This is a genomic window from Pseudomonas sp. B21-028 (assembly GCF_024749045.1).
Lineage (GTDB): Bacteria > Pseudomonadota > Gammaproteobacteria > Pseudomonadales > Pseudomonadaceae > Aquipseudomonas.
In genome coordinates, this window is sequence record NZ_CP087184.1 from 2,485,838 (window position 1) to 2,507,834 (window position 21,997).

16 protein-coding genes are annotated in these 21,997 nt (G+C 59.4%); 10 read left to right on the forward strand and 6 right to left on the reverse strand.

Annotation, left to right across the window (positions count from 1 at the left end):
* Nucleotides 1–89: 89 nt before the first annotated feature.
* A complete protein-coding gene (locus tag LOY35_RS11330) occupies nucleotides 90–1,688 on the forward strand; it encodes an NAD(P)/FAD-dependent oxidoreductase (protein ID WP_258632534.1) in 1,599 nt (532 codons plus the stop codon).
* On the opposite strand, the gene LOY35_RS11335 is transcribed toward LOY35_RS11330, so the two are convergent.
* From LOY35_RS11335 to LOY35_RS11360, 6 genes are all read right to left on the reverse strand, one after another.
* On the reverse strand, nucleotides 1,685–2,800 hold the full coding sequence (locus LOY35_RS11335) for an AraC family transcriptional regulator (RefSeq protein ID WP_258632536.1): 1,116 nt from the start codon (nucleotides 2,798–2,800) through the stop codon (nucleotides 1,685–1,687). The genes LOY35_RS11330 and LOY35_RS11335 overlap by 4 nt on opposite strands.
* Nucleotides 2,801–3,107: 307 nt before the next feature.
* The gene (locus LOY35_RS11340; RefSeq protein ID WP_258632538.1) at nucleotides 3,108–3,683 is read right to left on the reverse strand and encodes a peroxidase-related enzyme; all 576 of its coding nucleotides are present in this window, start codon (nucleotides 3,681–3,683) and stop codon (nucleotides 3,108–3,110) included.
* A complete protein-coding gene (locus LOY35_RS11345) occupies nucleotides 3,680–4,177 on the reverse strand; it encodes a CMD domain-containing protein (protein WP_258632540.1) in 498 nt (165 codons plus the stop codon). The genes LOY35_RS11340 and LOY35_RS11345 overlap by 4 nt, the downstream gene beginning before the upstream one ends.
* An 81-nt stretch (nucleotides 4,178–4,258) precedes the next feature.
* Nucleotides 4,259–5,692 carry an NAD-dependent succinate-semialdehyde dehydrogenase gene (locus tag LOY35_RS11350; protein ID WP_258632541.1) on the reverse strand — a complete coding sequence of 478 codons (1,434 nt, stop codon included), beginning with the start codon at nucleotides 5,690–5,692 and terminating at the stop codon, nucleotides 4,259–4,261.
* A 482-nt stretch (nucleotides 5,693–6,174) separates the two neighbouring features.
* Nucleotides 6,175–7,530 carry a glutathione-disulfide reductase gene (gene gorA, locus LOY35_RS11355; protein ID WP_258632542.1) on the reverse strand — a complete coding sequence of 452 codons (1,356 nt, stop codon included), beginning with the start codon at nucleotides 7,528–7,530 and terminating at the stop codon, nucleotides 6,175–6,177.
* A gap of 22 nt (nucleotides 7,531–7,552) precedes the next feature.
* Nucleotides 7,553–7,999: a RidA family protein gene (locus LOY35_RS11360; protein ID WP_258632544.1), complete on the reverse strand. Its 447-nt coding sequence runs from the start codon at nucleotides 7,997–7,999 to the stop codon at nucleotides 7,553–7,555.
* Between the two features lie 442 nt (nucleotides 8,000–8,441).
* On the opposite strand from LOY35_RS11360, the gene bcsE reads away from it, so the two are divergent.
* The 9 genes from bcsE to LOY35_RS11400 are packed head-to-tail and all read left to right on the forward strand — an operon-like array spanning nucleotide 8,442 to nucleotide 21,959.
* Nucleotides 8,442–10,031 (forward strand): cellulose biosynthesis protein BcsE, encoded by a 1,590-nt coding sequence (gene bcsE / locus LOY35_RS11365; RefSeq protein WP_258632545.1) that lies wholly within the window; start codon nucleotides 8,442–8,444, stop codon nucleotides 10,029–10,031.
* The gene (bcsF, locus tag LOY35_RS28540) at nucleotides 10,028–10,222 is read left to right on the forward strand and encodes a cellulose biosynthesis protein BcsF (RefSeq protein WP_367575687.1); all 195 of its coding nucleotides are present in this window, start codon (nucleotides 10,028–10,030) and stop codon (nucleotides 10,220–10,222) included. Before bcsE ends, bcsF begins: the two co-directional genes overlap by 4 nt.
* Nucleotides 10,215–11,834: a cellulose biosynthesis protein BcsG gene (gene bcsG, locus LOY35_RS11370; RefSeq protein ID WP_258632547.1), complete on the forward strand. Its 1,620-nt coding sequence runs from the start codon at nucleotides 10,215–10,217 to the stop codon at nucleotides 11,832–11,834. The genes bcsF and bcsG overlap by 8 nt, the downstream gene beginning before the upstream one ends.
* A gap of 8 nt (nucleotides 11,835–11,842) precedes the next feature.
* Nucleotides 11,843–12,055 (forward strand): cellulose biosynthesis protein BcsR, encoded by a 213-nt coding sequence (gene bcsR / locus LOY35_RS11375; RefSeq protein WP_258632548.1) that lies wholly within the window; start codon nucleotides 11,843–11,845, stop codon nucleotides 12,053–12,055.
* Nucleotides 12,052–12,774: a cellulose biosynthesis protein BcsQ gene (gene bcsQ / locus LOY35_RS11380; protein WP_258632550.1), complete on the forward strand. Its 723-nt coding sequence runs from the start codon at nucleotides 12,052–12,054 to the stop codon at nucleotides 12,772–12,774. Before bcsR ends, bcsQ begins: the two co-directional genes overlap by 4 nt.
* A complete protein-coding gene (gene bcsA / locus LOY35_RS11385; protein ID WP_258632552.1) occupies nucleotides 12,771–15,362 on the forward strand; it encodes a UDP-forming cellulose synthase catalytic subunit in 2,592 nt (863 codons plus the stop codon). The genes bcsQ and bcsA overlap by 4 nt, the downstream gene beginning before the upstream one ends.
* The gene (gene bcsB / locus LOY35_RS11390) at nucleotides 15,359–17,629 is read left to right on the forward strand and encodes a cellulose biosynthesis cyclic di-GMP-binding regulatory protein BcsB (protein ID WP_258632554.1); all 2,271 of its coding nucleotides are present in this window, start codon (nucleotides 15,359–15,361) and stop codon (nucleotides 17,627–17,629) included. Before bcsA ends, bcsB begins: the two co-directional genes overlap by 4 nt.
* Nucleotides 17,629–18,744, forward strand: a complete 1,116-nt coding sequence (bcsZ, locus tag LOY35_RS11395; RefSeq protein ID WP_258632556.1) for a cellulose synthase complex periplasmic endoglucanase BcsZ — start codon at nucleotides 17,629–17,631, stop codon at nucleotides 18,742–18,744. The genes bcsB and bcsZ overlap by 1 nt, the downstream gene beginning before the upstream one ends.
* Nucleotides 18,732–21,959: a cellulose synthase subunit BcsC-related outer membrane protein gene (locus LOY35_RS11400; RefSeq protein WP_258632557.1), complete on the forward strand. Its 3,228-nt coding sequence runs from the start codon at nucleotides 18,732–18,734 to the stop codon at nucleotides 21,957–21,959. Before bcsZ ends, LOY35_RS11400 begins: the two co-directional genes overlap by 13 nt.
* The last annotated feature ends 38 nt before the right edge of the window (nucleotides 21,960–21,997 follow it).

Here is a 21,997-nt window from a genome sequence, read left to right on the forward strand (position 1 = left end):
CCCCCACGTAGCCACACTCAGCCAGGCTGCGTAGCGACTGCGCACCCATGACCATAAAACCCCCGGAAAGGGCAGGGAAGGGAAGAACGATGAGCGATTACGATCTGAGTTTTAAGCGCGCGTTGGCCCGTGGTGAGCTAGACGGCAGGTTCGATACGATTGTCATAGGTTCTGGCGCAGGCGGCCTGAGCACAGCCGCATTGTTGGCGCTCGACGGACAGCGCGTTTTGGTGCTTGAACGCCACGCGGTGTTGGGCGGTTGCTTGCAATCTTTCAAACGCCAAGGCTTCGAGTGGGACGTTGGCCTGCACTATATGGGTGAGGTACACCGCAAGGCGAGTGGACTCTATCGCCTGTTCGACAAAGTCTCAGGCGGTCAGCTTGAATGGGCACCCATGCCCGAAAACTACAATCGCATTATCGTCGGTGCCAATAGCTACGATCATATGGCCGGTGCACAAGCCTACAAGGATCGACTCAAGGACTACTTTCCGAAGGAGGCGCGCGCGATCGATCGTTACGTGGAGCTGGTGGGGGAGGCAAGCCGGGCGGCGAAATTCTTCTTCGGTGAGCGGGCGTTGCCACATTCAATTTCTGAAGCCGCTTTCACCAAGGCTCAAACAGCATTCATGCCACTTGCACAGCGCACAGTGCAGGAAGTATTGGACGAGTTGACTGACAACGCTGACCTCAAGGCAGTCTGGTGCGGGAATTACGGGGACTACTGCAATTCTCCTGCCGAGGCCTCTTTTGCGATCCATGCCATGGTTTTCAGCCATTACATCGAGGGTGCCAGTTACCCCGTTGGCGGTTCGCAACGCATCGCCACAGCCATGGCCGACACTGTACGTGCCGCAGGAGGCGCTTGCCTGGTGGCGGCAGAGGTTGTGAGCATCGAGCTGAGTGATGGTTGCGTAGTAGGTGTGCAAACCGCCGACGGAAGCCAGATTCGCGCAGACAGAGTCGTCAGCGCGATTGGTATCTCTCAGACCGTACCGTTGCTGGCTCATGCAAATCCTGAATTGGCGCAACCATTGGGCGAGGTCACTAAGAGCATTGGTACAACTCAATGTTTTGCTGTGCTGAACCTGGGCATCGACATCGCAAACGCTGATCTGAACATTCACCCAGCCAATCTGTGGGTGCACCCAAGCAATGATCTGCCGGCGAACCTTGCACGGTACAAAGCTGATCCAGAGGGACAGCCCATGCCCTTGCATTTCATTGCCCATCCATCACTGCGGGATCCAAGTTGGCCCGAGCGCCACCCTGAGCAGAGCACGATGGATATTTGCGGCTTAACTGATTGGTCTGTGTTCGAGCGGTTCACTGGCACGAAGTGGAAGCACAGAGGTGCAGAGTACGAGGACATGACGGCAAGACTGAGCGAAGACCTTTTGGCCGTGGCCCTAAAACACTATCCTCAAATCTGCGGACGCATTGCTCATGCCGAGTTGGCTACACCTCTAACCTTCAATCACTTTCTAAATCGTAGTCGCGGCAATTTCATGGGGTATGAGCAAACGCCACTGCGTTTTGCACAGCGCTGGATGCGCGCGCACGGCCCTGTTAAAGGTTTGTTCTTCGGCGGACAGGATGTGACCGCTGCCGGAGTCAGTGGCGCGATGGTCAGTGGGCTGGTCGCGGCGAGTGCGGTTCTTGAGCGTGACCTTTTTCGAGAGCTTTAGCCCTCAAGTTCGCACCGGGTCAAATTCGCTTCACAAGTCGTATTTTGATGATCGGCGCTCTCAGTGCTGTTGATTGCAAGAGCCTTTCCTTCAGCCAATAAACTGCCTACCAACTCATGCCGCAGGGCGCTAGGTGCCTTACCGAAGTGACCTCGCACAGCATGCGAAAACGCGCTGGGCTCTGCATAGCCCAGTCGTTCTGCCAGCATCACAAGAGGTAGATCGGGATCAGCCAGGCCTTCCAGTGCCTCGCTCATACGTACCGCTTCCAGTAATTGACGGAAGGATGAACCGCGCTCAGCCAATCGACGTTGAAGAGTACGTCTGCTGAGATCCAGCGAGCGCGCTACGCTGTCGCAGTTCGCCTGGGCAAATCCCTGCGCGGCGATGGCTGCACTGACGTAATCCAGAAGCGTGTCCGAGCGACCCTGGGTTTTAATCATCGCCTCAGCGCGCCCGAGTAGGATGCGAAGCAGTGTTGGATCGGCAGCCTGCCAGGGTGAGTCCAGCTGTTCAGCGCCAAATACGACACGAGCGTGCTCGACTCCGAGAATGACCGGAGAATCAAAATAGACTTGATAGCGGTCGGCTAAACACGCGTCAGTACCCGGTAGCTCAATTCTGTTTGGCCTACGGTCAGCCGGCATACAGTTATAGAGCAGGCGCATGTACGCGGCAAACAGCGAATCTATCTGGGCCGGATGCATGGCAACCGGGCTGGGTGTTACGTGGTAAACCAGATGAACACCATTTTTGGACGCAGGTTCAATTAAAAAACGACCAGAGTTGCTAACCAATTGCTGCAGCCTGACCGTATGGGCGAGCGCCTGGCGTAATGAACTACTGTGCATCAACACCAGTGCTACGACGTTCATCGATTGCAGTGGCAATGCTACACCAACCTTCAAGCCGAGCAGCGGATCCTGGGAGAGTTGCATTGCGCGTTGCCAGAGCCTCCTCACTTGCACGAGTTGCAGCTGCCGCGTAGGCGCCACTTCTTCCCAGTGTTGAGTCCAGGGCGCGCCCAAACGGGAAGGCTCGATACCTTGCCGAGTCAGTTCCTCGATGACGCCTACAAGCCAAGTGGCACTGACGGTGAGAGGTCGGGTCATTCTATGTCCGTTAGCTGCCACACAATGCTTGCTCGGAAAGAGGTGAGACCCTTACCTGGCGCTGCATTGCAAATCGGTGGCTCAAGGTCGGCGAAGTGTTACGACAGACTGTGTAGCACGTCTGATAGGGATATTCCAAGGCCTGGCCGGCAGCGTCGATTTTGCGTCGAGATACGCGTAGGGGGTTGGAAGTCTGAGGACGCGGAAGGATGGGAATGTGGAAATGCTGCTATCGAAATCGGTCATTTTGATAAACGGGCAGCTTGGGGCTGCCCGCTATTTGGTATCACTTCAATGGAGCGTCTGATCAGATTTTTACGGGTTCACCTAAAACATGCATCAGGCGATTTGCCCAACCGAAGATGGCCGTGGCCAGCACGAGGTCGACAACTCCAAGCGTGTCAAAGCCGAGCTCTTTCAAGGCATAGGCATGCCGGGCATTCAACGCGGGAGGTGACTTGGCCAACTCAACCGCAAAGTCAAACAACGCCTGGGAGCGCTCATCCAACTGTGCTTCGGTTTCATCTGCAAAAATTTTTGCGACCAGCTCGGTACTTTTGGTCAGCTGATTGTACCGGGCGCCGTGTACCGCTGCGCAGTAGACGCAACGATTAACAATTGAAGAACCAATCGCACCCAACTCACGCTCAGCCGGGGGTAAACCAGCACGTCCGTACATGATGGCGTTGAACAGAGGAGATCGTACCGCGAGGGATTCAGGATCATGCGCAAGCGTCAGCACATACTCCGAGATCTTTTTGCTCGATGGAGTCACTTTCATCGCATCAAGCTGCTCTTGGCTCGCACTTTCTAACTCGACAGGCTTGATGTACGGCGACCAGTGAGGCACCGATACGGTGAAATTATGCACGACCTGGCTCATTTCATTTCTCCTGCAATTTTGAACCCTGCTACGACCCGGAGCTGGTAGTTAACGAAAGCGAGCACTTCAGTGAGCCTTACGATGTCCGGTTCTGAAATTCCAGCAGCCTTTAACGTATCGATATCTTGCTTTGTAGCTTCTCGCGGCTTTTGAGTGACCAAGTCCGTGAATTGGATGATCGCCATGAACCGTTCATCCCCGTAGGCGGCCTGCTGAGGATCGGCGGCAACATAAAGGCCTTCTTCACCGCCTGCTGCCACAAGACACGCATGGTAGTGATCGGCCAGTTCTTCAGAGTTGCTCAACCGAGTGATTCGTTCAGCAAGGGCTGCACGTTCTGCATGTGACAGACCACCGGGATGCTTCGGAATGATCACGGCATCATGGCTCGCTTGACTCAACGCCATAATTTCTGCCCGCTCGGCAATGGCCATCGCGAGCGGAGAGTTTTCGTTTGCGCCGACAAGACGCTCGATAATATTCGGAGTAAGCATAGGAGTTCCAATAGTTAGCGACGCGTTATTCCTGAATGCAGCAATGCTCTATAGCGAACTGAAAAACAGGTTCGCCAAACGTTAAAGGACGCTCGCAAGCGAAACGAACTTTGTGGTCATGAAAGCATCCAGTGCGCCAGGCCCACCTTCGGTTCCGTATCCTGAGTCTTTAACGCCGCCAAATGGATGCTCGGGTAGTGCAACGCTGTGATGGTTGATCGAAATGGCACCAGACTCGATCCCGTTGAACAGCTTATTTGCCGAACTCAGTGATCGGGTATAGGCATATGCAGAGAGACCGTATGGCAGCCTGTTCGCTTCCCTGATCGCTTCATCGATGTCGTCAAAAGAATTGATCAACGCAATGGGGCCAAATGGTTCTTCAACCATGGCGCGCGCGCTCACCGGTACATTCGTGAGAACGGTGGGTTCGAAAAAATAACCCTTGTCGCCTACGCGATTTCCGCCGGTCTCCAGCTTCGCTCCGTGCGATACCGCATCCGCGACGAGCTCCTCTGTCGCCTTGAGCCGGCCAAGGTGAGCCATCGGGCCCATCGTTACCAGTGGATCAAGACCATCGCCCACCTTGATGGCTCGTGCGCCTTCCACGAAGCGGGAAACAAACTCATCGAACACTTTAGAGTGAACGATGAAGCGAGTCGGGGAGACGCAGACCTGGCCCGCATTTCGATATTTGGCGGCGACAGAAATCTTCACTGCTGTAGCGATGTCCGCGTCGTCCATAACGATCACCGGTGCATGACCACCCAGTTCCATAGTGGATCGCTTCATATGCAGCCCTGCGAGGCTCGCAAGCTTTTTGCCGACTGGCGTCGATCCGGTGAAGGTCACTTTGCGGATGGAGGGATGAGCAATCAAATACTCGGAAATCTGGCTTGAGTCGCCAAACAGCAGGTTGACGGCTCCTGGAGAAACGCCAGCGTCAGCGAATGCCTTGACAAGCTCGACAGCACACGAAGGTGCCTCGGTTGCGCCCTTCAAAATGATAGAGCAGCCGGCGGCCAGCGCACCAGCGACCTTTTTTACCGCTTGAATGAGCGGAAAATTCCAGGGCGCGAATCCCACTACAGGCCCAATAGGCTCCATCAAGGCAAATTGATGAATGCCTGATGCGCGGGAAGGGATGACACGTCCATAGGCGCGTCTGCCTTCTTCTGCATGCCAATCGATGGTGTCGGCAGTTGCTGCGACTTCACCCATCGCCTCGGCCAGGGGCTTTCCGTGTTCCGCGGTAAGGGTTAGCGCGATATTTTCTGCGCGCTCACGAATGAGGTTTGCCGCTTTGTGCATAATCGTTGCGCGATCAAGCGCGGACACCTGCTTCCAGGTGGCAAAACCTTTTTGCGCAGCGATCGCCGCATCTTCAATGTCAGCCAAGCCAGCTTTCGCAATGAGTCCGATCTGCTCTTCTGTTGCCGGATTTATAACGGGGATCGATTCAGTAGGATGCGTGTTACGCCATACACCGCCAATAAACAATGGTATTTGTTCCATGATCACCTCTTATAGTTGCTAATGGTTTCAACGTCCCATGGCTTGGCTAGAAACTCATTGTGGTGCTTAGCTACAAGCTATCTACGACACATGGGCTTCAATAAAATATAGGGTATCTCCCACCGAAAAATTTTCCGTATTTTTCAAGAATGGGTTCGAATTTAGAATTTACTTCCAAAAATCATGCTGTCTGTAAAAAAATTATTTAATCGATGCCTTCGGTACGATTGCACGCCTACTACAGGGGAGTTTTGGACAGTAGACGTTCCGAGGCTATCCATGGGTATATCGATCCCACTTGGCTGGATAAAGCCACCTATCGAAAGAGCGCTTTTTTCTGATCAGGGGCTTTACCCGCAGGGCAGATTGTTTTTTGCGACGTCAGTCGCGGCTAGCTTTTGATTTCAGAGCAACCCGAAAACCAAAAAACTAGCCTGACTCCGAGGCTCCGTGTGCGCCGGAGTCACCGTTGGCGGAATCGTCTAGGCTACCGGCGTGCGCAGGGTGACGAACTCTTCGGCGGACGTCGGATGCACGGCGATGGTTTCGTCGAAATCGCGCTTGGTCGCGCCCGCCTTCAGCGCAATCGCCAATCCCTGCACGATTTCTCCGGCCTCCGGGCCGACCATGTGGCAGCCCAAGACCTTGTCGGTCTTTGCCTCCACCACCAGCTTCATCAAAGTGCGTTCCGGGCATTCGATCAGCGACAACTTCATTGGCCGGAAACGGGTTTCAAATATCACCACATCGTGCCCCGCCGCTCGTGCTTCTTCTTCGGTCAGGCCCACCGTGCCGATGTTCGGCTGGCTAAACACCGCCGTCGGGATCATCTTGTAATCCACCGGGCGATACTGCTCAGGCTTGAACAAGCGCCGCGCCACAGCCATGCCTTCTGCCAGCGCGACCGGCGTAAGCTGCACCCGACCAATCACATCGCCCAGAGCCAGGATCGACGGTTCAGCGGTTTGATACAGTTCATCGACCTCGACAAAACCTTTCTTGTCGAGTTTGACGCCAGTGTTTTCCAATCCCAGGTTGTCGAGCATCGGACGTCGACCGGTGGCATAGAACACGCAGTCCGTTTCCAGTTCTCGGCCATCCTGGAGGGTTGCTTTCAGGCTGCCATCGGCCTGTTTGTCGATGCGCTCGATGGCGGCATTGAATTGCAGGTCCATGCCGCGCCGGGTCAATTCTTCCTGCAAATGTTTGCGCACCGCACCGTCGAAGCCACGCAGGAACAGGTCCCCCCGATACAGCAGCGTGGTCTCGGCACCTAAGCCGTGGAAGATCCCGGCAAACTCGACAGCGATATAACCACCGCCCACCACCATAACGCGCTTGGGCAACTCTTTAAGGAAAAACGCCTGGTTGGAATTGATCGCGTGCTCATGCCCCGGAATCTCAGGGATCAGTGGCCAGCCACCGGTAGTGATCAGGATGTTCCTGGCTGTGTAGCGCTGGCCATTGATTTCGACGGTGTGCGGATCGACGATTTTCGCGTGACCTTCATGCAGTGTCACGCCGCTGTTGAGCAGCAGATGGCGATAGATATCGTTCAGGCGGCTGATCTCGCGATCCTTATTGGCGATCAACGTCGCCCAGTCGAACTTCGCCTCGCCCGGCGTCCAGCCAAAACCTTTCGACTGCTCGAAGTCTTCAGTGAAGTGCGCGCCATAGACCAGCAATTTTTTTGGCACGCAGCCAACGTTCACACACGTCCCGCCCAAATAGCGGCTCTCGGCCACAGCCACTTTCGCGCCAAAATTGGCTGAAAATCGCGCAGCCCTGACACCGCCGGAACCTGCGCCAATTACATAAAGATCAAAGTCGTAGGTCATTTTCAGTTCCAGGCACTTGGCGCTATTTTTTCGCGATGGCAGAAATTTCGACCATGACGTCCCTTGGCAGGCGTGCCACTTGGATCGTGGCGCGCGCCGGTGGATTGCTGGTGAAGTAAGTGCCATAGACTTTGTTCATGGCCGTGAAATCGTTCAAATCACGCATGTAGACGGTGGTGCTGACGACATTGGCCATTGTCATGTCGTTTGCTGCCAGAACCGCCGACAAATTGTCCAGAACGCGCTTCGTTTGTTCGTCTACCGTCGATCCGCTGATTTGTCCGGTTGCCGGGTCTAGCGGGATCTGGCCAGACAGGAACAACATATCGCCAGCGCGGATCGCCTGGGAGTAGGGACCGATAGCAGTCGGTGCATTCGTCGTGCTGATTGCAGACGTCTCTTTCATCATCGAACAACCGGCCGTCATGGATAACAAGGTCGCCGCGACAATAAAGCCTGGAATTTTCATTGGATTGATCTTTTTGAAGGAAAGCAAAATGGAGTGTGTGCACTGACCGCGGTCGGTTTTAGTCTCGATAGAAGCGTTGGCTCATGACCGCTCCGTCGCTCAGATAGTGTCTTAAAAAAAACTAATCGAGCAACCTAAAATAAGGCTACCAATTGGTTGGTAGCTTAACAAGGGCTCATTCGAAAGTGTCGCCATTGATGCCGGGCACTCACACCATTACCCCGCGCTACGCAAGGGCGCTGGTTGACGGCGGCTTCGCCGAACGAGGGTAGGGCGAACCCTACGCTTGTCATCATTTACCCTGCTAAGAATCAGCATCGGCCGATAGTCGAGACTTTCTATCGTCTGCACTATGCGCCACTGTTTTGATATTGCGCACTTCCCAGTGCAAAACCAGTGATCGTGTTGTTAATACGCTGATTTGTCCGGATGACTGGGTGTCGTGTTCCGCATCGCAAATGCATTAAATGGGGGGAGGGGCGTTCGCTTGAGTCATATTTCCTTGGCTATCCGGGGGGTTCCGGATGAGCAGTTGTTGATGCGTCAAGGAGGACTGTACTGGGTGGCCGTCGATCGTACTCGCGATGTCGAAGCGCTGGCACTGCAAGGCTTAATCGCATTGCCGCAACAGCATCCGGCCAGCCTGGTTTGGTGTGGCCATTATCCCGAGCACTTGGTTGGCGCGCTGAACGAGCGATCCGGGGCTGGCGAGTTGCGTTTGTTCGAAGTGCCTGAAGCGGTCATCCGTTTGGCCCTCAAGTCGCTACCATCGGAACTGAGTCGCGCTCGAACGCCGCCGGGCAGTCTCCTGCTGTTGATGTTGCCGGCTTCCTCTTGGCAAGCCTTCGACGCGGTGCGACTGCAGCGATGGTGCAGCGAGTTGAGATGCTGGCTGCGTGAACAGCGCTGCACACTCCTGGTCCTGGGCTATGGACAGGCTCCGCAACTGCATGCCGAACTGACCCGTCTCAATGAGCACCTATCCGGCTTGGCACAGTTGTACCGGCGTGATGGGGGTATCCACTATCAGTCGCACTTCTGGCACAACGACCAGGGCGTTTGCGGCGCCCGGGAATTCGAGCTGGACCTTCTGGACTCGGGCTTTGGCTTGGTCCAGGCCGAGCAAGCCACTCCACCCCCCACACGCACCGATGATCAGCGCATCTATGTCGCTCAGCGCGTGGTGCTGGAGGGCGCTGCGGCGCCATCCGAGCAGTGGCGTGTGTTCGAGCGGCGTATCGACCTGTTGCAACAGGCGACCCAAGCCCGCGCCGCGAGCGTACTGGTGGCTGTCGAAAGTGATCAGCAGGTGGAAGCATTGGCGCGCGAGCTGTACCAGCTACGCAAGCATTGCGGTACGGCGCTGAAAATCATTGTGCGAGAAATGGAGCCCTGCTTGCGCTATCGCGACGAGCGTCTGTTGATGTCCTGTGGGGCGAACATCATCGTGCCTTTTGGCAACGCGTTGCCTCGCTTCTTCAGCCTGGTCGACAGTGTGCAGGGTCAAGTGTGGCGCCGCAGGCGCGCGAGCAGCGATCTGGAGTCGTTGCTCGCACGTTTGCGGGCGCCGACCCTACGGGGTCTATTGGCTCCTCAGGAGTTCTTGTCGGTGCTGGATCGGATTTATAGCGGCGCTTCTGGCGAAGTCGAGCACCAACTGCTGCGGTTGCAGCCGCGACGCGCACTGGCAATCGAACAATGCCTGCACCAGATCACCCTGCGCCGTTTCGGCGATATCGCCACCGTGGTGGATGGCGTTCTATATCTGTTTCTGTTCGCTTGCCGCAGTGATGGCCTGGCGTCGGCACTGGGCAACATCTGTCGCCTGCCGTGGCGCAACTTGTTCACCGATTGCCAACCCCTTGCCGAGTTGGATGATTTGCCGCGTGCCGCGTTCCTTAACGCTGCGAGTCTGTCGGACACGTTTCGCCTGGCCCCGGACCGGGCGGAGACAGCGACGCGGGCACGAGCCGAAATGGGTGCCTACATGCCAGAACGAGTCCGTTTGGCGATCACGGACTACTGCCAATGAGTTATTACGAGTTACTCCAGGTCATTGCCACGAGCAGCTTTTTGACGTTGGCGCTGGCCCTGTTGTTGCGCGGTTTCTGGCGTCAGGGACGAGACTGGTTCCAGAGCTTTCTGCCGCCGCGCTACTTGAAGCCTCACCGTATGCCCCGACGCGCCTCGACGCGCCTGCCCCCGAGTGCGCCACATGAGTAAGTTCGAGTCAGCGATCCCTACGGGCGCCGTGCGGAGCGGGCCCGGTCTGGGTCACTGGAACCTGTACTTCATGCTCAAGTTCGCCTTGCAGTGGGGCGGCTACCTGAACGTTCAGGTATTACCCAATCTGTTGCTCGCGGCCTTTTTGCTGATGCCCTTGAACAGCCGTTTTAGCGTCATTGGGCGTCGGCTGATCGCCGTGCCGACGGCGGTGGCGCTGTTCTATCAAGACACCTGGCTGCCACCTTTGAGCAACTGGATGGCATGGCCTTCGGTGGCGGATTTTTTCTCCGGCCATCTCTTGGCGTTGGCCGAGCGTCTGGTCGATTGGAACCTCTTTGGTTGGCTGCTGCTGTTGGTGGTGGCGTATTTGTTTGTCCAGCCCTGGCTGCGCATGACCACGCTGAGCCTGGCCGGTCTGGCCTGGTTGGGTTGTGTCAACCTGCTGGTGCTATACCCGGGCCACGAGCCGGACGCTACGCGAGTCAGCGCGCCGGGCGATACGGTCATGGGGGCAAGCGCGGCGGTCGACAACTACCTGCAGCAGTTCTACCGCACCGAGGCCGAGCGACGAGTCAGATTCACGCCTTCGACCTCTGCCGCGCAGCCCTTCGATCTGGTGCTGATCAACATTGATTCCATGGCCTGGGATGATCTGGAGTTCAGCGGTTTGCGCGACCACCCGTTGCTGCGGCGAATGGACGTGCTGTTCGACCACTTCAACTCGGCCGCCTCCGAGCGCATACCAGCCACGCTTCGGCTGTTACGTGCCGGGTGCGGCCAGACGCCGCGCAGCCAACTGTATGTTCCAGCCGAGGAGCCTTGTCTGCTGTTCGATGAGTTGGGCAGGCAGGGTTTCGTCGGTGAAACCCTGCTCAATCATACGGGGCAGCTCGATGGTTTTCTAAATGCCGTGCAAACCCTGGGCGCGTTGCCGGGACCGGAGATTGATCTCAGCCATTTGTCGCCCGAGCTGATGGGACCAGACGGTTCACCGGTGTTGCGCGATGGCGAGGTATTGGACCTCTGGTGGCAACACCGCCAAGCGCAACCCGATCAGCGAGTGGCGCTGTTCTACAACACCCTGACCTTGCATGAGGACAACCGGCTCGTGACAGACGATGGTGTTGGCCGCCGCGCTGACTACAGGGCACGCGCCCAGACGCTGCTGGACGACTTGAACGGTTTTCTCGAACAACTGGAGCTCAGTGGTCGCCCCGTCGTCGTGGTGATGGTGCCGGATCACGGCGCTGCCCTGCGCGGCGACCGCATGCAGTTCCCCGGCATGCGTGAAATACCCGGCCCGGCGATCACCCAGGTGCCTGTCGGCATCAAGTTGATCGGCATGGGGCGTAACCCTCGCTCCGCGCCTTTGCACATCAGCGAGCCGAGCAGCTACCTGGCCTTGGCGCAAATCATCGACCGGCTGTATGCCTCGTCCTCTCGGGTCGAGGACCAACAGCCGGACTTGCAACCTCTGCTGAAGGGGTTAGCGCAAACCTCGTGGGTGTCGGAGAGCGAAAACAGCGTAGTGCTGGATTACGCCGCAACGCCTTATGTACGGATCGGGGAGAAAGACGCATGGCTGCCTTACCGGGCGATGTCCAAATGAGCGCCAGGTTGCTGACTCGCACAGAGCGGGCCGATGACATCGCTCGATTGAAGGCCGAGTTGCAATTACCCGCCTTGAAATATGTCGACGTCTCGCTTCAGAAAGAGTTGCGACGTGCCTTACAGCGCTGGCCGCTGCTCGCCGAGTTCGAGCAGGTGCAACGGGCGCCCGGGGCACGGGTTTCGCTGGCGCGCCAGAACGAGTCGGAGGTGGCAACGTGACGTCTTTGGCTTTGCACGGCTTGCGCGGTGGCGCTGGCAGCAGTTCGTTGCTGGCAGCCCTCGGTTACGCCCTGCACACCCTGGAGCAGCGCGTGCTGCTGGTGGATATGTGCCCGGAGAATCTGCTGCGCCTGCACTTCAACCTGGCCGTCACGCAGACGAGCGGCTGGGCGCGAGCCCTGCTCGATGGCCAGGATTGGAAAGGTCAGTTCTGGAACCTCGCGCCGAATTTCAGTCTGCTGCCCTATGGTCGACTCTTCAGGGCCGAGCAGATGCATCTGGAGCAGGAGTTGAGCCATCAGCCCGGACTCTGGGACAGGCGCATGAGTGCCTTGGCCGAGCACTTCGATTGGATACTGTTCGATTTTCCCCATCGCACGCCCTGGCATGACAGCGCCGTGTCCTGCCAATTGCAGATTCAGGTGATCGAGGCCGATGCCGCCTGTCACGTCTTGCTGCAACAGCAGGAGGAGATGGCCGACTACCTGTTGCTCAATCGGTTCGATCCAGCCAGTCAGATTCAACGCGACTTGATGCTGATCTGGCGTCAACACTATGATGCGCGGCTGCTGCCGGTGACCGTGCACAGCGATGAAGCGATGCGCGAAGCATTGGCCTGCAAGCAGCCGGTGGGCCGCTATGCGCCGGGCAGCCTGGTGGCGCAGGACGCGCTCAGCCTGGCGATATGGTGCCAGACCCGACAAGGGGAGGGTGCATGATCGCCCGCTGCTTCCCTTATCAGTATTTGCGCAATAAGCACGGATGCGGCCCGCTGGTTGCGCTGCTGCTGGCGTTGGCGAGCGTCCTGGCCTGGTTGGTGTTGCGCTTGGAGTCGGCCGCCTGGCGTCAGTTGCTGGACCAGCGGCAACGCTGGTATCCACAGTTGGCCGCCAAGTCGCCGAGTCTTGGCGATCCCTTGCGTTACGTCCTGCAAAGCATCTGGTTGCTGTTGATACGACCGGTCGCGCCAGAGCAGCGGTCGAACTCGTTTAGCGGGTGGACGCGGGTCGTCGCCCTGAATCGGACGGTGTGGCTGCAGCTGAGCAATGCGCTCCAACAGCAGACCCGACGTATCCGCGACCACTCGCGAGTCACCCAGGGCGTCCACTGGTGGAAAGGCCTGGAGCGGCACCGCCAATGGCTGCTTGGCGGTTTCCTGGTCGCCCAGTTGGTTCTGCTGACGGTGTTGTGCATCACTGAACCGTTTGGTTATGTGGAGCAACTGGTCTTCGGACTCTTGCTCTGGGGCCTGGCCATGCTGGTGCGCGGCATGCCCGGGCGTTTCGCGACCTTGTTGATGGTGGTGTTGTCCACCATTGTCTCCTGCCGTTACTTGTGGTGGCGCTACACCTCGACACTGAATTGGGATCAGCCCCTGGATCTGGCCTGTGGCCTGGCGCTGTTGGCGGCGGAGACTTACTCCTGGATCGTGCTGATCTTTGGTTACATCCAGACCTGCTGGCCACTGAACCGTGAGCCGGCGCAGTTGCCGGACGATACTCGGCACTGGCCGACCGTCGATTTATTGATTCCGACCTATAACGAGGACCTTTCGGTGGTGCGCGGCACCGTCTACGCCGCCCTGGGCATTGACTGGCCGGAAGAAAAACTGCGGATCCATATCCTGGACGACGGCAAGCGCGAAGCCTTTCGCCAGTTCGCCGCCGAAGTCGGGGTCGGCTACATCATTCGTCCGGACAATCGCCATGCCAAGGCCGGCAACCTCAACCACGCGTTGGGTCGCCTGGACGGCGAACTGGTCGCCCTGTTCGATTGCGACCATATGCCGGTTCGCTCGTTCCTGCAGTTGACGGTGGGCTGGTTCCTGCGCGATCCGAAATTGGCGCTGGTCCAGACGCCCCATCACTTCCTCTCCGCGGATCCTTTCGAACGCAACCTCTCGGTGTTCCGCAACAGGCCAAACGAGGGCGAACTGTTCTATGGCCTGATCCAGGATGGCAACGATATGTGGAATGCCGCTTTCTTCTGCGGCTCCTGTGCGGTGCTGCGGCGTTCGGCGCTGGATGAGATCGGCGGATTTGCGGTGCAGACCGTGACCGAGGATGCCCATACAGCCTTGCGCCTGCATCGCGCCGGGTGGAACTCGGCGTATGTACGCATTCCCCAGGCGGCCGGCCTGGCCACGGAAAGCCTGTCCGCCCATATCGGCCAGCGCATCCGTTGGGCCCGAGGCATGGCGCAGATTTTCCGTACCGACAACCCGTTGCTGGGCAAGGGCCTGACGGTGTTCCAACGGATCTGCTACGCCAACGCGATGATGCACTTCCTCGCTGGTTTGCCGCGGTTGATATTCTTGATCGCGCCCTTGGCTTTCCTGCTGCTGCACGCCTACATCATCTATGCCCCGGCGTTGATGATCCTGTTGTACGTGTTACCGCCGATGATCCATGCCAGCCTGACCAACTCGCGCATGCAGGGTCGCTATCGGCAGACGTTCTGGGGCGAGGTCTATGAGACCGTCCTGGCCTGGTACATCGCCCGACCCACCACGGTGGCACTGTTCAGCCCGAACAAAGGCACCTTCAACGTCACCTCCAAGGGTGGCCTGATGGCGTACGACCGGTTCGACTGGAAAATCGCCCGGCCTTATCTGGTCCTGGCGGGCCTGAACATCGCCGGGCTGGGTTTCGCCTGTTGGCGGTTGGTCACGGGGCCGGACAATGAGGTCGGCACGGTGCTGGTGAGCTCGCTGTGGGTGATCTACAACCTGTTGATCCTCGGTGCGGCGGTCGCGGTCGCGGCCGAAGTTCGCCAGGTACGGCAGACGCATCGGGTGCAGACCCGGTTACCGGTGGCGGTGCGCCTGGACAGCGGCCATTCGTACCCGGGCACGCTGCTTGATTATTCCGATGGCGGTGTCGGCGTACAGATCGATGTGCCGTTGTCGCTGCCGGTTGGCGGGCGTATTTCGTTGCTGATGCAGCGTGACTCGCGAGAGTTCCTGTTTCCCGGTCTGGTCAGCCGCAGCCACGAGCAATTCGTTGGCATCGATTTTGGCCAATTGTCCACCCGGCAAAAAATCGACTTTGTGCAGTGCACGTTCGCCCGTGCCGATGCCTGGTTGAATTGGGGTGAAAACTATGTCCCGGACAGGCCCCTGCACAGCCTGATCGATATTTTCAAACTCGGTGCCAAGGGCTACTTCCAACTCTACCAATACCTGCCTGTGTGGGTCCGCCGCGTGGCCGGACCGCCACTGCGCCTGCTGGGCTGGTTGTTGAGTTACCTGCCGCGGATGCCGTCCTCGTTTTTTTCATCTTCTTCTCGGTCAGTGAACCCAACATGAGTCGCTATTTCAGTAAATCCCTGGTTGCCGGCCTGGCGCTCCTGACCCTTGGCGGCGCACAGGCCCAAGGCCTCGCAACGCCGCCGCTCGATTCGGTCCCGAGCTGGAGCAATACCTACAATTTCGGTCAGTTGGGTCACGCCGCCGACAACCTGTTGCTGGGGATTCATGACAGCGAGCAGATCGAATTTTCGTTGCGTCGCGACCGCATCGCCAGCGATGCCCGCTTGCGGCTGGAGTTCACACCGTCGCCCGCGTTGCTGCCGGTGTTGTCACATCTGCGGGTGTATCTCAATGATGTGCTCGTCAGTGTGCTACCCATCGAGAAAGAACAACTGGGGCGCAAGACATTCCGCGACGTGGTGCTGGATCCGCTGTTGATCACAGACTTCAACCGGGTACGCCTGGAGTTCGTCGGCCACTACACCGACGTTTGTGAAGATCCGGCCAATAATGCGCTATGGGTCAATATCGGCCGTCGCAGCGAGATCGAACTGCACGAGCAGGCATTGTCGCTGAAGAACGACCTGGCTTATTTCCCTTTGCCGTTCTTCGATGCACGGGGCCAGGACAAGCCGAGTCTGAACATGGTTTTCGCAGCCTCGCCCACATTGGGCGAGCAACGCGCGGCGGGCGTCCTGGCGTCTTATTTCGGCAGCAAGGCCGGTTGGCGGGGCATGCGTTTTCCGGTGTTATTCGACCGTCTGCCCGAGGCCGGGACCGGCGCCACGCCTGCGATTGTATTCGCCACCAATGACCGTCGCCCGCCGTTCCTGGCCGACCTGGAGCAGTTTCCAAAGGTCGCGGCACCGGTGCTGCAAATGATCGACAACCCGCAGGCGCCTCACAGCAAGGTGCTGCTGGTGCTCGGTCGTGATGACGAGGATCTGCTTGTCGCTGCCCGCGCACTGGCGCTGGGCGGGGATCTGTTGCGCGGTTCGCGGGTGACGGTGGACAAGCTGCAGCAACTCAAGCCCCGGCAACCCTACGACGCGCCTAACTGGATTCGCACTGATCGTGCGGTCCGATTCGCCGAGTTGATCAGCTACCCCGGGCAGTTGCAGGCAAGCGGCTTGCGCCCGGCGCCGATCAGCGTCGATCTCAACCTGCCGCCGGATCTGTTTGTCTGGCGCAGCCAAGGGGTCCCGTTGCAGATCAACTATCGCTATACGCCCAGCGTGGTCACCGATGAGTCGCGGCTGAACATCAATCTCAATGATCAGTTCATCAGCAGCTTGCCCTTGCCGAGCAGTGATAGCTCGAAGCTGCAAAGGCTGCGCCTGGCGGTGCTGTCCACTGACCCTGCCAATCCCGACGAGAAGGTGTGGGTGCCCGCGCTGAAAGTCGGCGAACGCAACACCCTGCGCTTCGACTTCAACTTTGCCAGCACCCTTGGCAGCGCTCAACGTGATCATTGCCAGACGATTTTGCCGGCAAGCAATCAGGCGGTGATTGACGAAGCCTCGACGATCGATTTGTCCGGCTATCACCATTTCATCGCCATGCCGGATCTGAAGGCGTTTGCCCGCAGCGGGTTCCCATTCACGCGCATGGCCGATCTGTCGCAAACGCTGGTCATGGTGCCGGCCCAAGGAAGTGCGGTGCAGATCAGCACATTGCTGGAAACCGTGGCCGCGATCAGCGCACGCTCGGGTGCGCCGGCGTTGGGTCTGCAACTGTCCACCGACTGGGGCATGGCGGCCCGGACGGATGCCGACCTGTTGGTGTTGGGAGGGCTGGGAGCTGATATCGGCAGCAACCCGGATATGAATCTGGTACTGGATAACCTCCATGATTGGTTGCTGGAACCGTCCAGCCAGTCGCTAAACGGTTCGTCGGCGCGTGTCGGTCAGCTCAACGACGTCAGGCGCCAGCCGGCCCATCGGGTCGAGGTCTCGGCCCAGGCGCCGATTGCCGCCTTCGTCGGGCTCAAGTCTCCGTTCCATGAGCAACGCAGCATTGTCGCGCTGCAGGCCAACACTGACGCCGATTACCAACTGCTGCGCGACACGCTCGCTGACGGCGGGAAGATGGACGTCGTGGCGGGTTCCGTAGCGCTGCTGCGTAGCAGCGGCGTAGAGAGCAGCCAGGTTGGCGAGCAGTACTTCGTCGGACATCTGCCCTGGTGGTTGCTGCTCTGGTTCCAACTCTCCGAGCACCCGGTGTTGCTGGCGCTGACGGTGGTACTGATCGTGCTGCTCATTGCATTCGTATTGTGGCGCTCGCTCGGCTGGGTTTCCCGGCGGCGGCTGATGGGTCAGGAGTGATGCCCGTGAGAGGTTTTCTGGTGCTGCTGTTGAGCCTGTGTGTCGTTGGCCCGGCGAGTGCGGCGCAGTGCGGCTGGCCGGCCTGGGAAACCTACAAGCAGGTGTTGGTGAGCCCTGACGGCCGGGTCGTCGACCTCTCCACCGAACAACGGATCACCACGTCGGAAGGGCAGAGCTATGGCCTGTTCTTCGCGCTGTTGGCCAATGACCGGGCGAGCTTCGCCCGGTTGTTGAGCTGGACCCAGGACAATCTGGCCGGCGGCGACCTGTCTCGCCGGTTGCCGGCCTGGCAATGGGGCCGCGACCAGGAAGGCCATTGGAAGGTCCTCGACGCCAACAATGCCAGTGACTCCGATTTGTGGATCGCCTACAGCCTGTTGGAGGCGGGGCGACTTTGGCGCCAACCCGCCTATGAAAAGCTCGGGCTCAATATGCTCTGGCTGAGTGCGGCGCAGAGCATGCGCAATGTGCCAGGGCTGGGCCTGATGCTGCTCCCGGGAGGGCAGGGTTTTGACAGCGCCGACAGTTGGCGGCTGAATCCCAGCTATCTTCCCCCGCAACTGCTGGCGCGGTTTGCCCAGGTGGCGCCGATCTGGGGCGAACTCGCCGCCAACTCGCAGCGCATGCTGATGGAGGGCTCGCCCTTGGGCCTGGCCCCCGACTGGTTACTGTGGCGAACCGGGCAGGGCTGGGCGGCCGATAGCGTGACGGGCACCAAGGGCAGCTACGACGCGATCAGAGTCTATCTATGGCTCGGAATGCTGGCCGAGGATGCGTCCGGACGGCGTGAGTTGCTCGAGCATTTCCAACCCATGTTGGCGCAGGTCACGCGTCAGGGGGCGGTGCCGGAAATGCTCGACACCCGCACCGGTGCCGACACCGGCAAGGGCCCCGTGGGCTTTTCCGCGGCTCTGCTACCCCTGTTGGCCAGTGCGCCCGCCAGCGCTGAGGCATTGAAGGGCCAACGTGAACGGCTGCGCCAGGAACCACCCGCCCCCGATGCTTATTACAACCGCTCCTTGCTGTTATTCGGCCAAGGCTGGGATGAGCGGCGATATCGATTTGACAAGAACGGACGTCTGCTACCGAATTGGGCGGGCGCATGCAAAAAATAGTGGGATGGGCGTTGCTGCTGGGATGTCTGTGTGAGCCCGCGCTAAGCCAGGCCGCCACGCCAATTGATCAGCAACAACGGTTTCTGGAGCAGATGCGCACCGGCGAAGCGCTTTATCGCGAAGACCTGGTCCGTGACGCGTTGGCGCGCCTGAACCTGATTGCCCCCGACCAGCCACGAGTGCTGGTCGCCGGGATCCGCCAGGCGCTGCTGCAACAGGATCAGCCGCTGGCCGCGCGCTTGCTGGAGACCTTGCAGCGCCAGGCGCCGGATTCCCAGGAGCTGCTCCAGGCCCGTAGCCTGTTCACGCTGCAAAGCGTGAAGGGGCAAAAGGACTTGCATCAGGCGCGGGAACTGGCGGCGACGGGAAAAGCACAGGAGGCGGTCGGGGTGTACCGACAATTATTCGGTGATGCCCCGCCGGATCTTGCCAGCGCCGTGGAGTACTGGCAGGCACGCAGCGGCATGCCCGGGCAGCGGACAACGGCCATCGAACAACTGCGGGCACTGGATGGTCAGTATCCGGGCAATACAGGCCTGCGATTGGTGCTCGCGAACCTGTTGTTCGCGCAGAAAAAAGACGCCGAGGGCTTGGCGATTCTGCATCGGTTGGCGAGTGATCCACTGGCGAGCAGGGATGCCGCCCAGCAGGAACTCAACTACCTGAACCGTCTGCCCATCAGCCCGAACAGCGTGCGCGGCTGGCAGGACTTTATCGCTCACTATCCCGATTCGCCTCTCAAGGGAAAAGCCTTCGAGCAGGTGCAGCTTCAACAACAACGCTTGGCCGATCCAGCCTGGCAGGCCGCGGCCAAACGTCGGCAGCAAGGCCCGAAAGCCATCGATCATTATTCAATACTGTTGCGCCAGGGTGATCAGGCCCTGCGGCGCAAAGAGCTGGTCAAGGCCGAGAAGGCGTACCAGCAGGCCCGCAAAATGCGGCCGAGCGATGCCAGGGCGTCATGGGCACTGGTCCGTCTGTACCAGGCCCATTCACCACAGCAGCTTGAGACCTTTCTCGATAGGCTCTCGCCTGCGCAGTCGCGCGAATTCCAGGCGTTGCGCCAGAGCCTCGCGCTCGCGCGTTTGAAGGCCCAGGCCGATGTTGCCACGCGACGGTCCGATTGGGCGCAGGTCAACAGTCTGCTGCTCAAGGCCCGAATGCTCGATGGGGACGACCCCTGGTTGGCCTTTCATTTGGCCAAGGCCCAGCAGGCGCTGAGACAGACCGGCGCGGCCGAGGACACCTTCCGCCAACTGATGCAGCGTCAATCACACAATCCCGAGGCGCGTTATGCCCAGGCGCTGTATTTGAATGCCACCGGCCGGGACAGCGAGGCGCTGGACGCACTGACGCAGATCTCACGATCGACCTGGAGTCAGCCCATGCAGGATTTGGCCAGTCAATTGCAGCGCCGCCTGCTGCTGGCGCGAGCCAAAGCCCTGCGCGACGCCGGTCATGAAGTCCAGGCGGTGACCCTGTTGTTGCAGCAGCCCAACAGCGAGGACTTGGCGACAGTCGCCGGTTGGGCATTGCAGCGCGGTGACCGGGTCCAGGCTCAAACCTATTACCGCCAAGCGTTGCTGCGTGATGCACAGAATGCCGAGGCGCAGTTGGGCTTGATCGAAACCCTGATCGCCGACGGTCAAATGCAACCGGCGCAGCAGCGGTTGGAGCAAATGGCTTCAGCTCCGGCCGCGAGCCCTGACCACCTGCGACGCCAGGCCAATGCCTGGACCGCCGTTGGCCATCCGGAAAAGGCCGATGCCCTGTTCGCGCAATTGCTGAACACCCCGCAAAGCGATCCGCTGATCTACCGCGACGGCGCCCGGCTGATGGCCAGGCAACAACCTCAAGTGGCATTCGATCAATACGCCCGTGGCATGGCGGCTGCCGGCCTGCTGAGCCCAGCCCAGGCCAGCCCCCGGGACGATCGCGCCCTGACCCTGGCCAGCCGCGAGAAAGACAGCGACGACTGGCTGTCACGCAGTTTGCGTCAGGAAGTCGAGGGCGTGTACCAGCAACAGAATCCGACGGTCCATCTCTACCATGACATCGCCTGGCGTTCCGACAACACCACGCCGGGTGTCTCCGACTTGCTGGCCCAGACCTCGATCCTGCGCATCGACGCGCCGGTGGCCCAAGGCCGAGGCTTTGTCCAGGCCGAAAACATCGATCTGGATGCTGGAGCCTTCGACACCGATGCCGACGGCCTGCATCGCGAAAGATTTGGTACTTGCGCGATCCGCTTGCGTAATCGTGCAACCGGTGTGCTGTCTCCCGGCGGCTGCCCGGGCGAGACGCAACGTGCGCGTGGCAGCACACTGGCAATCGGTTGGCGGGATGAGCGTTGGGCCGTGGATATCGGCCATTCCGCCGAAGGCTTCCCCGTCGCGAACTGGTTGGGCGGGGTCAGCTTTGCCAGTGACTGGAACAGCCTGAACTGGAAACTCACGGCCTCGCGCCGACCGGTGAGCGATTCGCTGTTGTCCCACGCCGGAGCCGTCGATCCCGTCAGCGGCGTTCGCTGGGGCGGCGTCACCGCCAATGGCCTGCGCCTTGACCTGAGCCATGCGACCAGCACGGTGGACGGTGTCTGGGCCAGTCTTGGCGCGCATTGGTTGCGGGGCGAGAACGTCGCCAATAACAGCCGTCGTTCGGCGATGGGCGGCTACTACTACAACCTGATTGAACGGGCCGACGAGCGTCTGCAGACCGGCCTGACACTGATGTATTGGGGCTATGACAAGGACCTGAGCGAGTTCACCCTTGGGCAGGGTGGCTACTACAGCCCCCAGCAATATTACTCGCTGGGTGTTCCGCTCGATTATGCCTGGCGCAACGCCGACTGGTCGGTGCGGCTGGAAGGTTCGCTTGGCTGGGCTTATGCGACCACCCAGGCCAGTGAGCTCTATCCCCTGGAGGGGGCCGGAGCGAACTGGCTGAGCAGCGTGCAGCAAGCAGGTTTTACCGCCGAGAATGTGAACCAGGTCAAGGCCGCAGGCTCCACCAGCGGTGCCAACGTGCGCCTGCAAGGCCTGGTCGAGCGCCGTCTTTCGGATCACCTCGTATTGGGCGGCGGACTGGCCTGGCAACACAGCGAAGACTATGCGCCGAGTCGCGCCCTGCTGTACCTGCGATACACCTTTGACCCTTGGCAAGGCAACCTGCCTTTGCCGGTCGAGCCACTTTCGCCCTATGCGCAAATGCGCTGATCAGGTCAAACACCGCCATCGGGAGATGGCGGCAGAGG

What these genes read in the sequence shown, in the direction of transcription:
- LOY35_RS11330 (WP_258632534.1), top strand. Translation starts at nt 90, where the DNA reads ATGAGCGATTACGATCTGAGTTTTAAGCGCGCGTTGGCCCGTGGTGAG.
- LOY35_RS11335 (WP_258632536.1), bottom strand. Translation starts at nt 2,800, where the DNA reads ATGACCCGACCTCTCACCGTCAGTGCCACTTGGCTTGTAGGCGTCATC.
- LOY35_RS11340 (WP_258632538.1), bottom strand. Translation starts at nt 3,683, where the DNA reads ATGAGCCAGGTCGTGCATAATTTCACCGTATCGGTGCCTCACTGGTCG.
- LOY35_RS11345 (WP_258632540.1), bottom strand. Translation starts at nt 4,177, where the DNA reads ATGCTTACTCCGAATATTATCGAGCGTCTTGTCGGCGCAAACGAAAAC.
- LOY35_RS11350 (WP_258632541.1), bottom strand. Translation starts at nt 5,692, where the DNA reads ATGGAACAAATACCATTGTTTATTGGCGGTGTATGGCGTAACACGCAT.
- gorA (WP_258632542.1), bottom strand. Translation starts at nt 7,530, where the DNA reads ATGACCTACGACTTTGATCTTTATGTAATTGGCGCAGGTTCCGGCGGT.
- LOY35_RS11360 (WP_258632544.1), bottom strand. Translation starts at nt 7,999, where the DNA reads ATGAAAATTCCAGGCTTTATTGTCGCGGCGACCTTGTTATCCATGACG.
- bcsF (WP_367575687.1), top strand. Translation starts at nt 10,028, where the DNA reads ATGAGTTATTACGAGTTACTCCAGGTCATTGCCACGAGCAGCTTTTTG.
- bcsG (WP_258632547.1), top strand. Translation starts at nt 10,215, where the DNA reads ATGAGTAAGTTCGAGTCAGCGATCCCTACGGGCGCCGTGCGGAGCGGG.
- bcsA (WP_258632552.1), top strand. Translation starts at nt 12,771, where the DNA reads ATGATCGCCCGCTGCTTCCCTTATCAGTATTTGCGCAATAAGCACGGA.
- bcsB (WP_258632554.1), top strand. Translation starts at nt 15,359, where the DNA reads ATGAGTCGCTATTTCAGTAAATCCCTGGTTGCCGGCCTGGCGCTCCTG.
- bcsZ (WP_258632556.1), top strand. Translation starts at nt 17,629, where the DNA reads ATGCCCGTGAGAGGTTTTCTGGTGCTGCTGTTGAGCCTGTGTGTCGTT.
- LOY35_RS11400 (WP_258632557.1), top strand. Translation starts at nt 18,732, where the DNA reads ATGCAAAAAATAGTGGGATGGGCGTTGCTGCTGGGATGTCTGTGTGAG.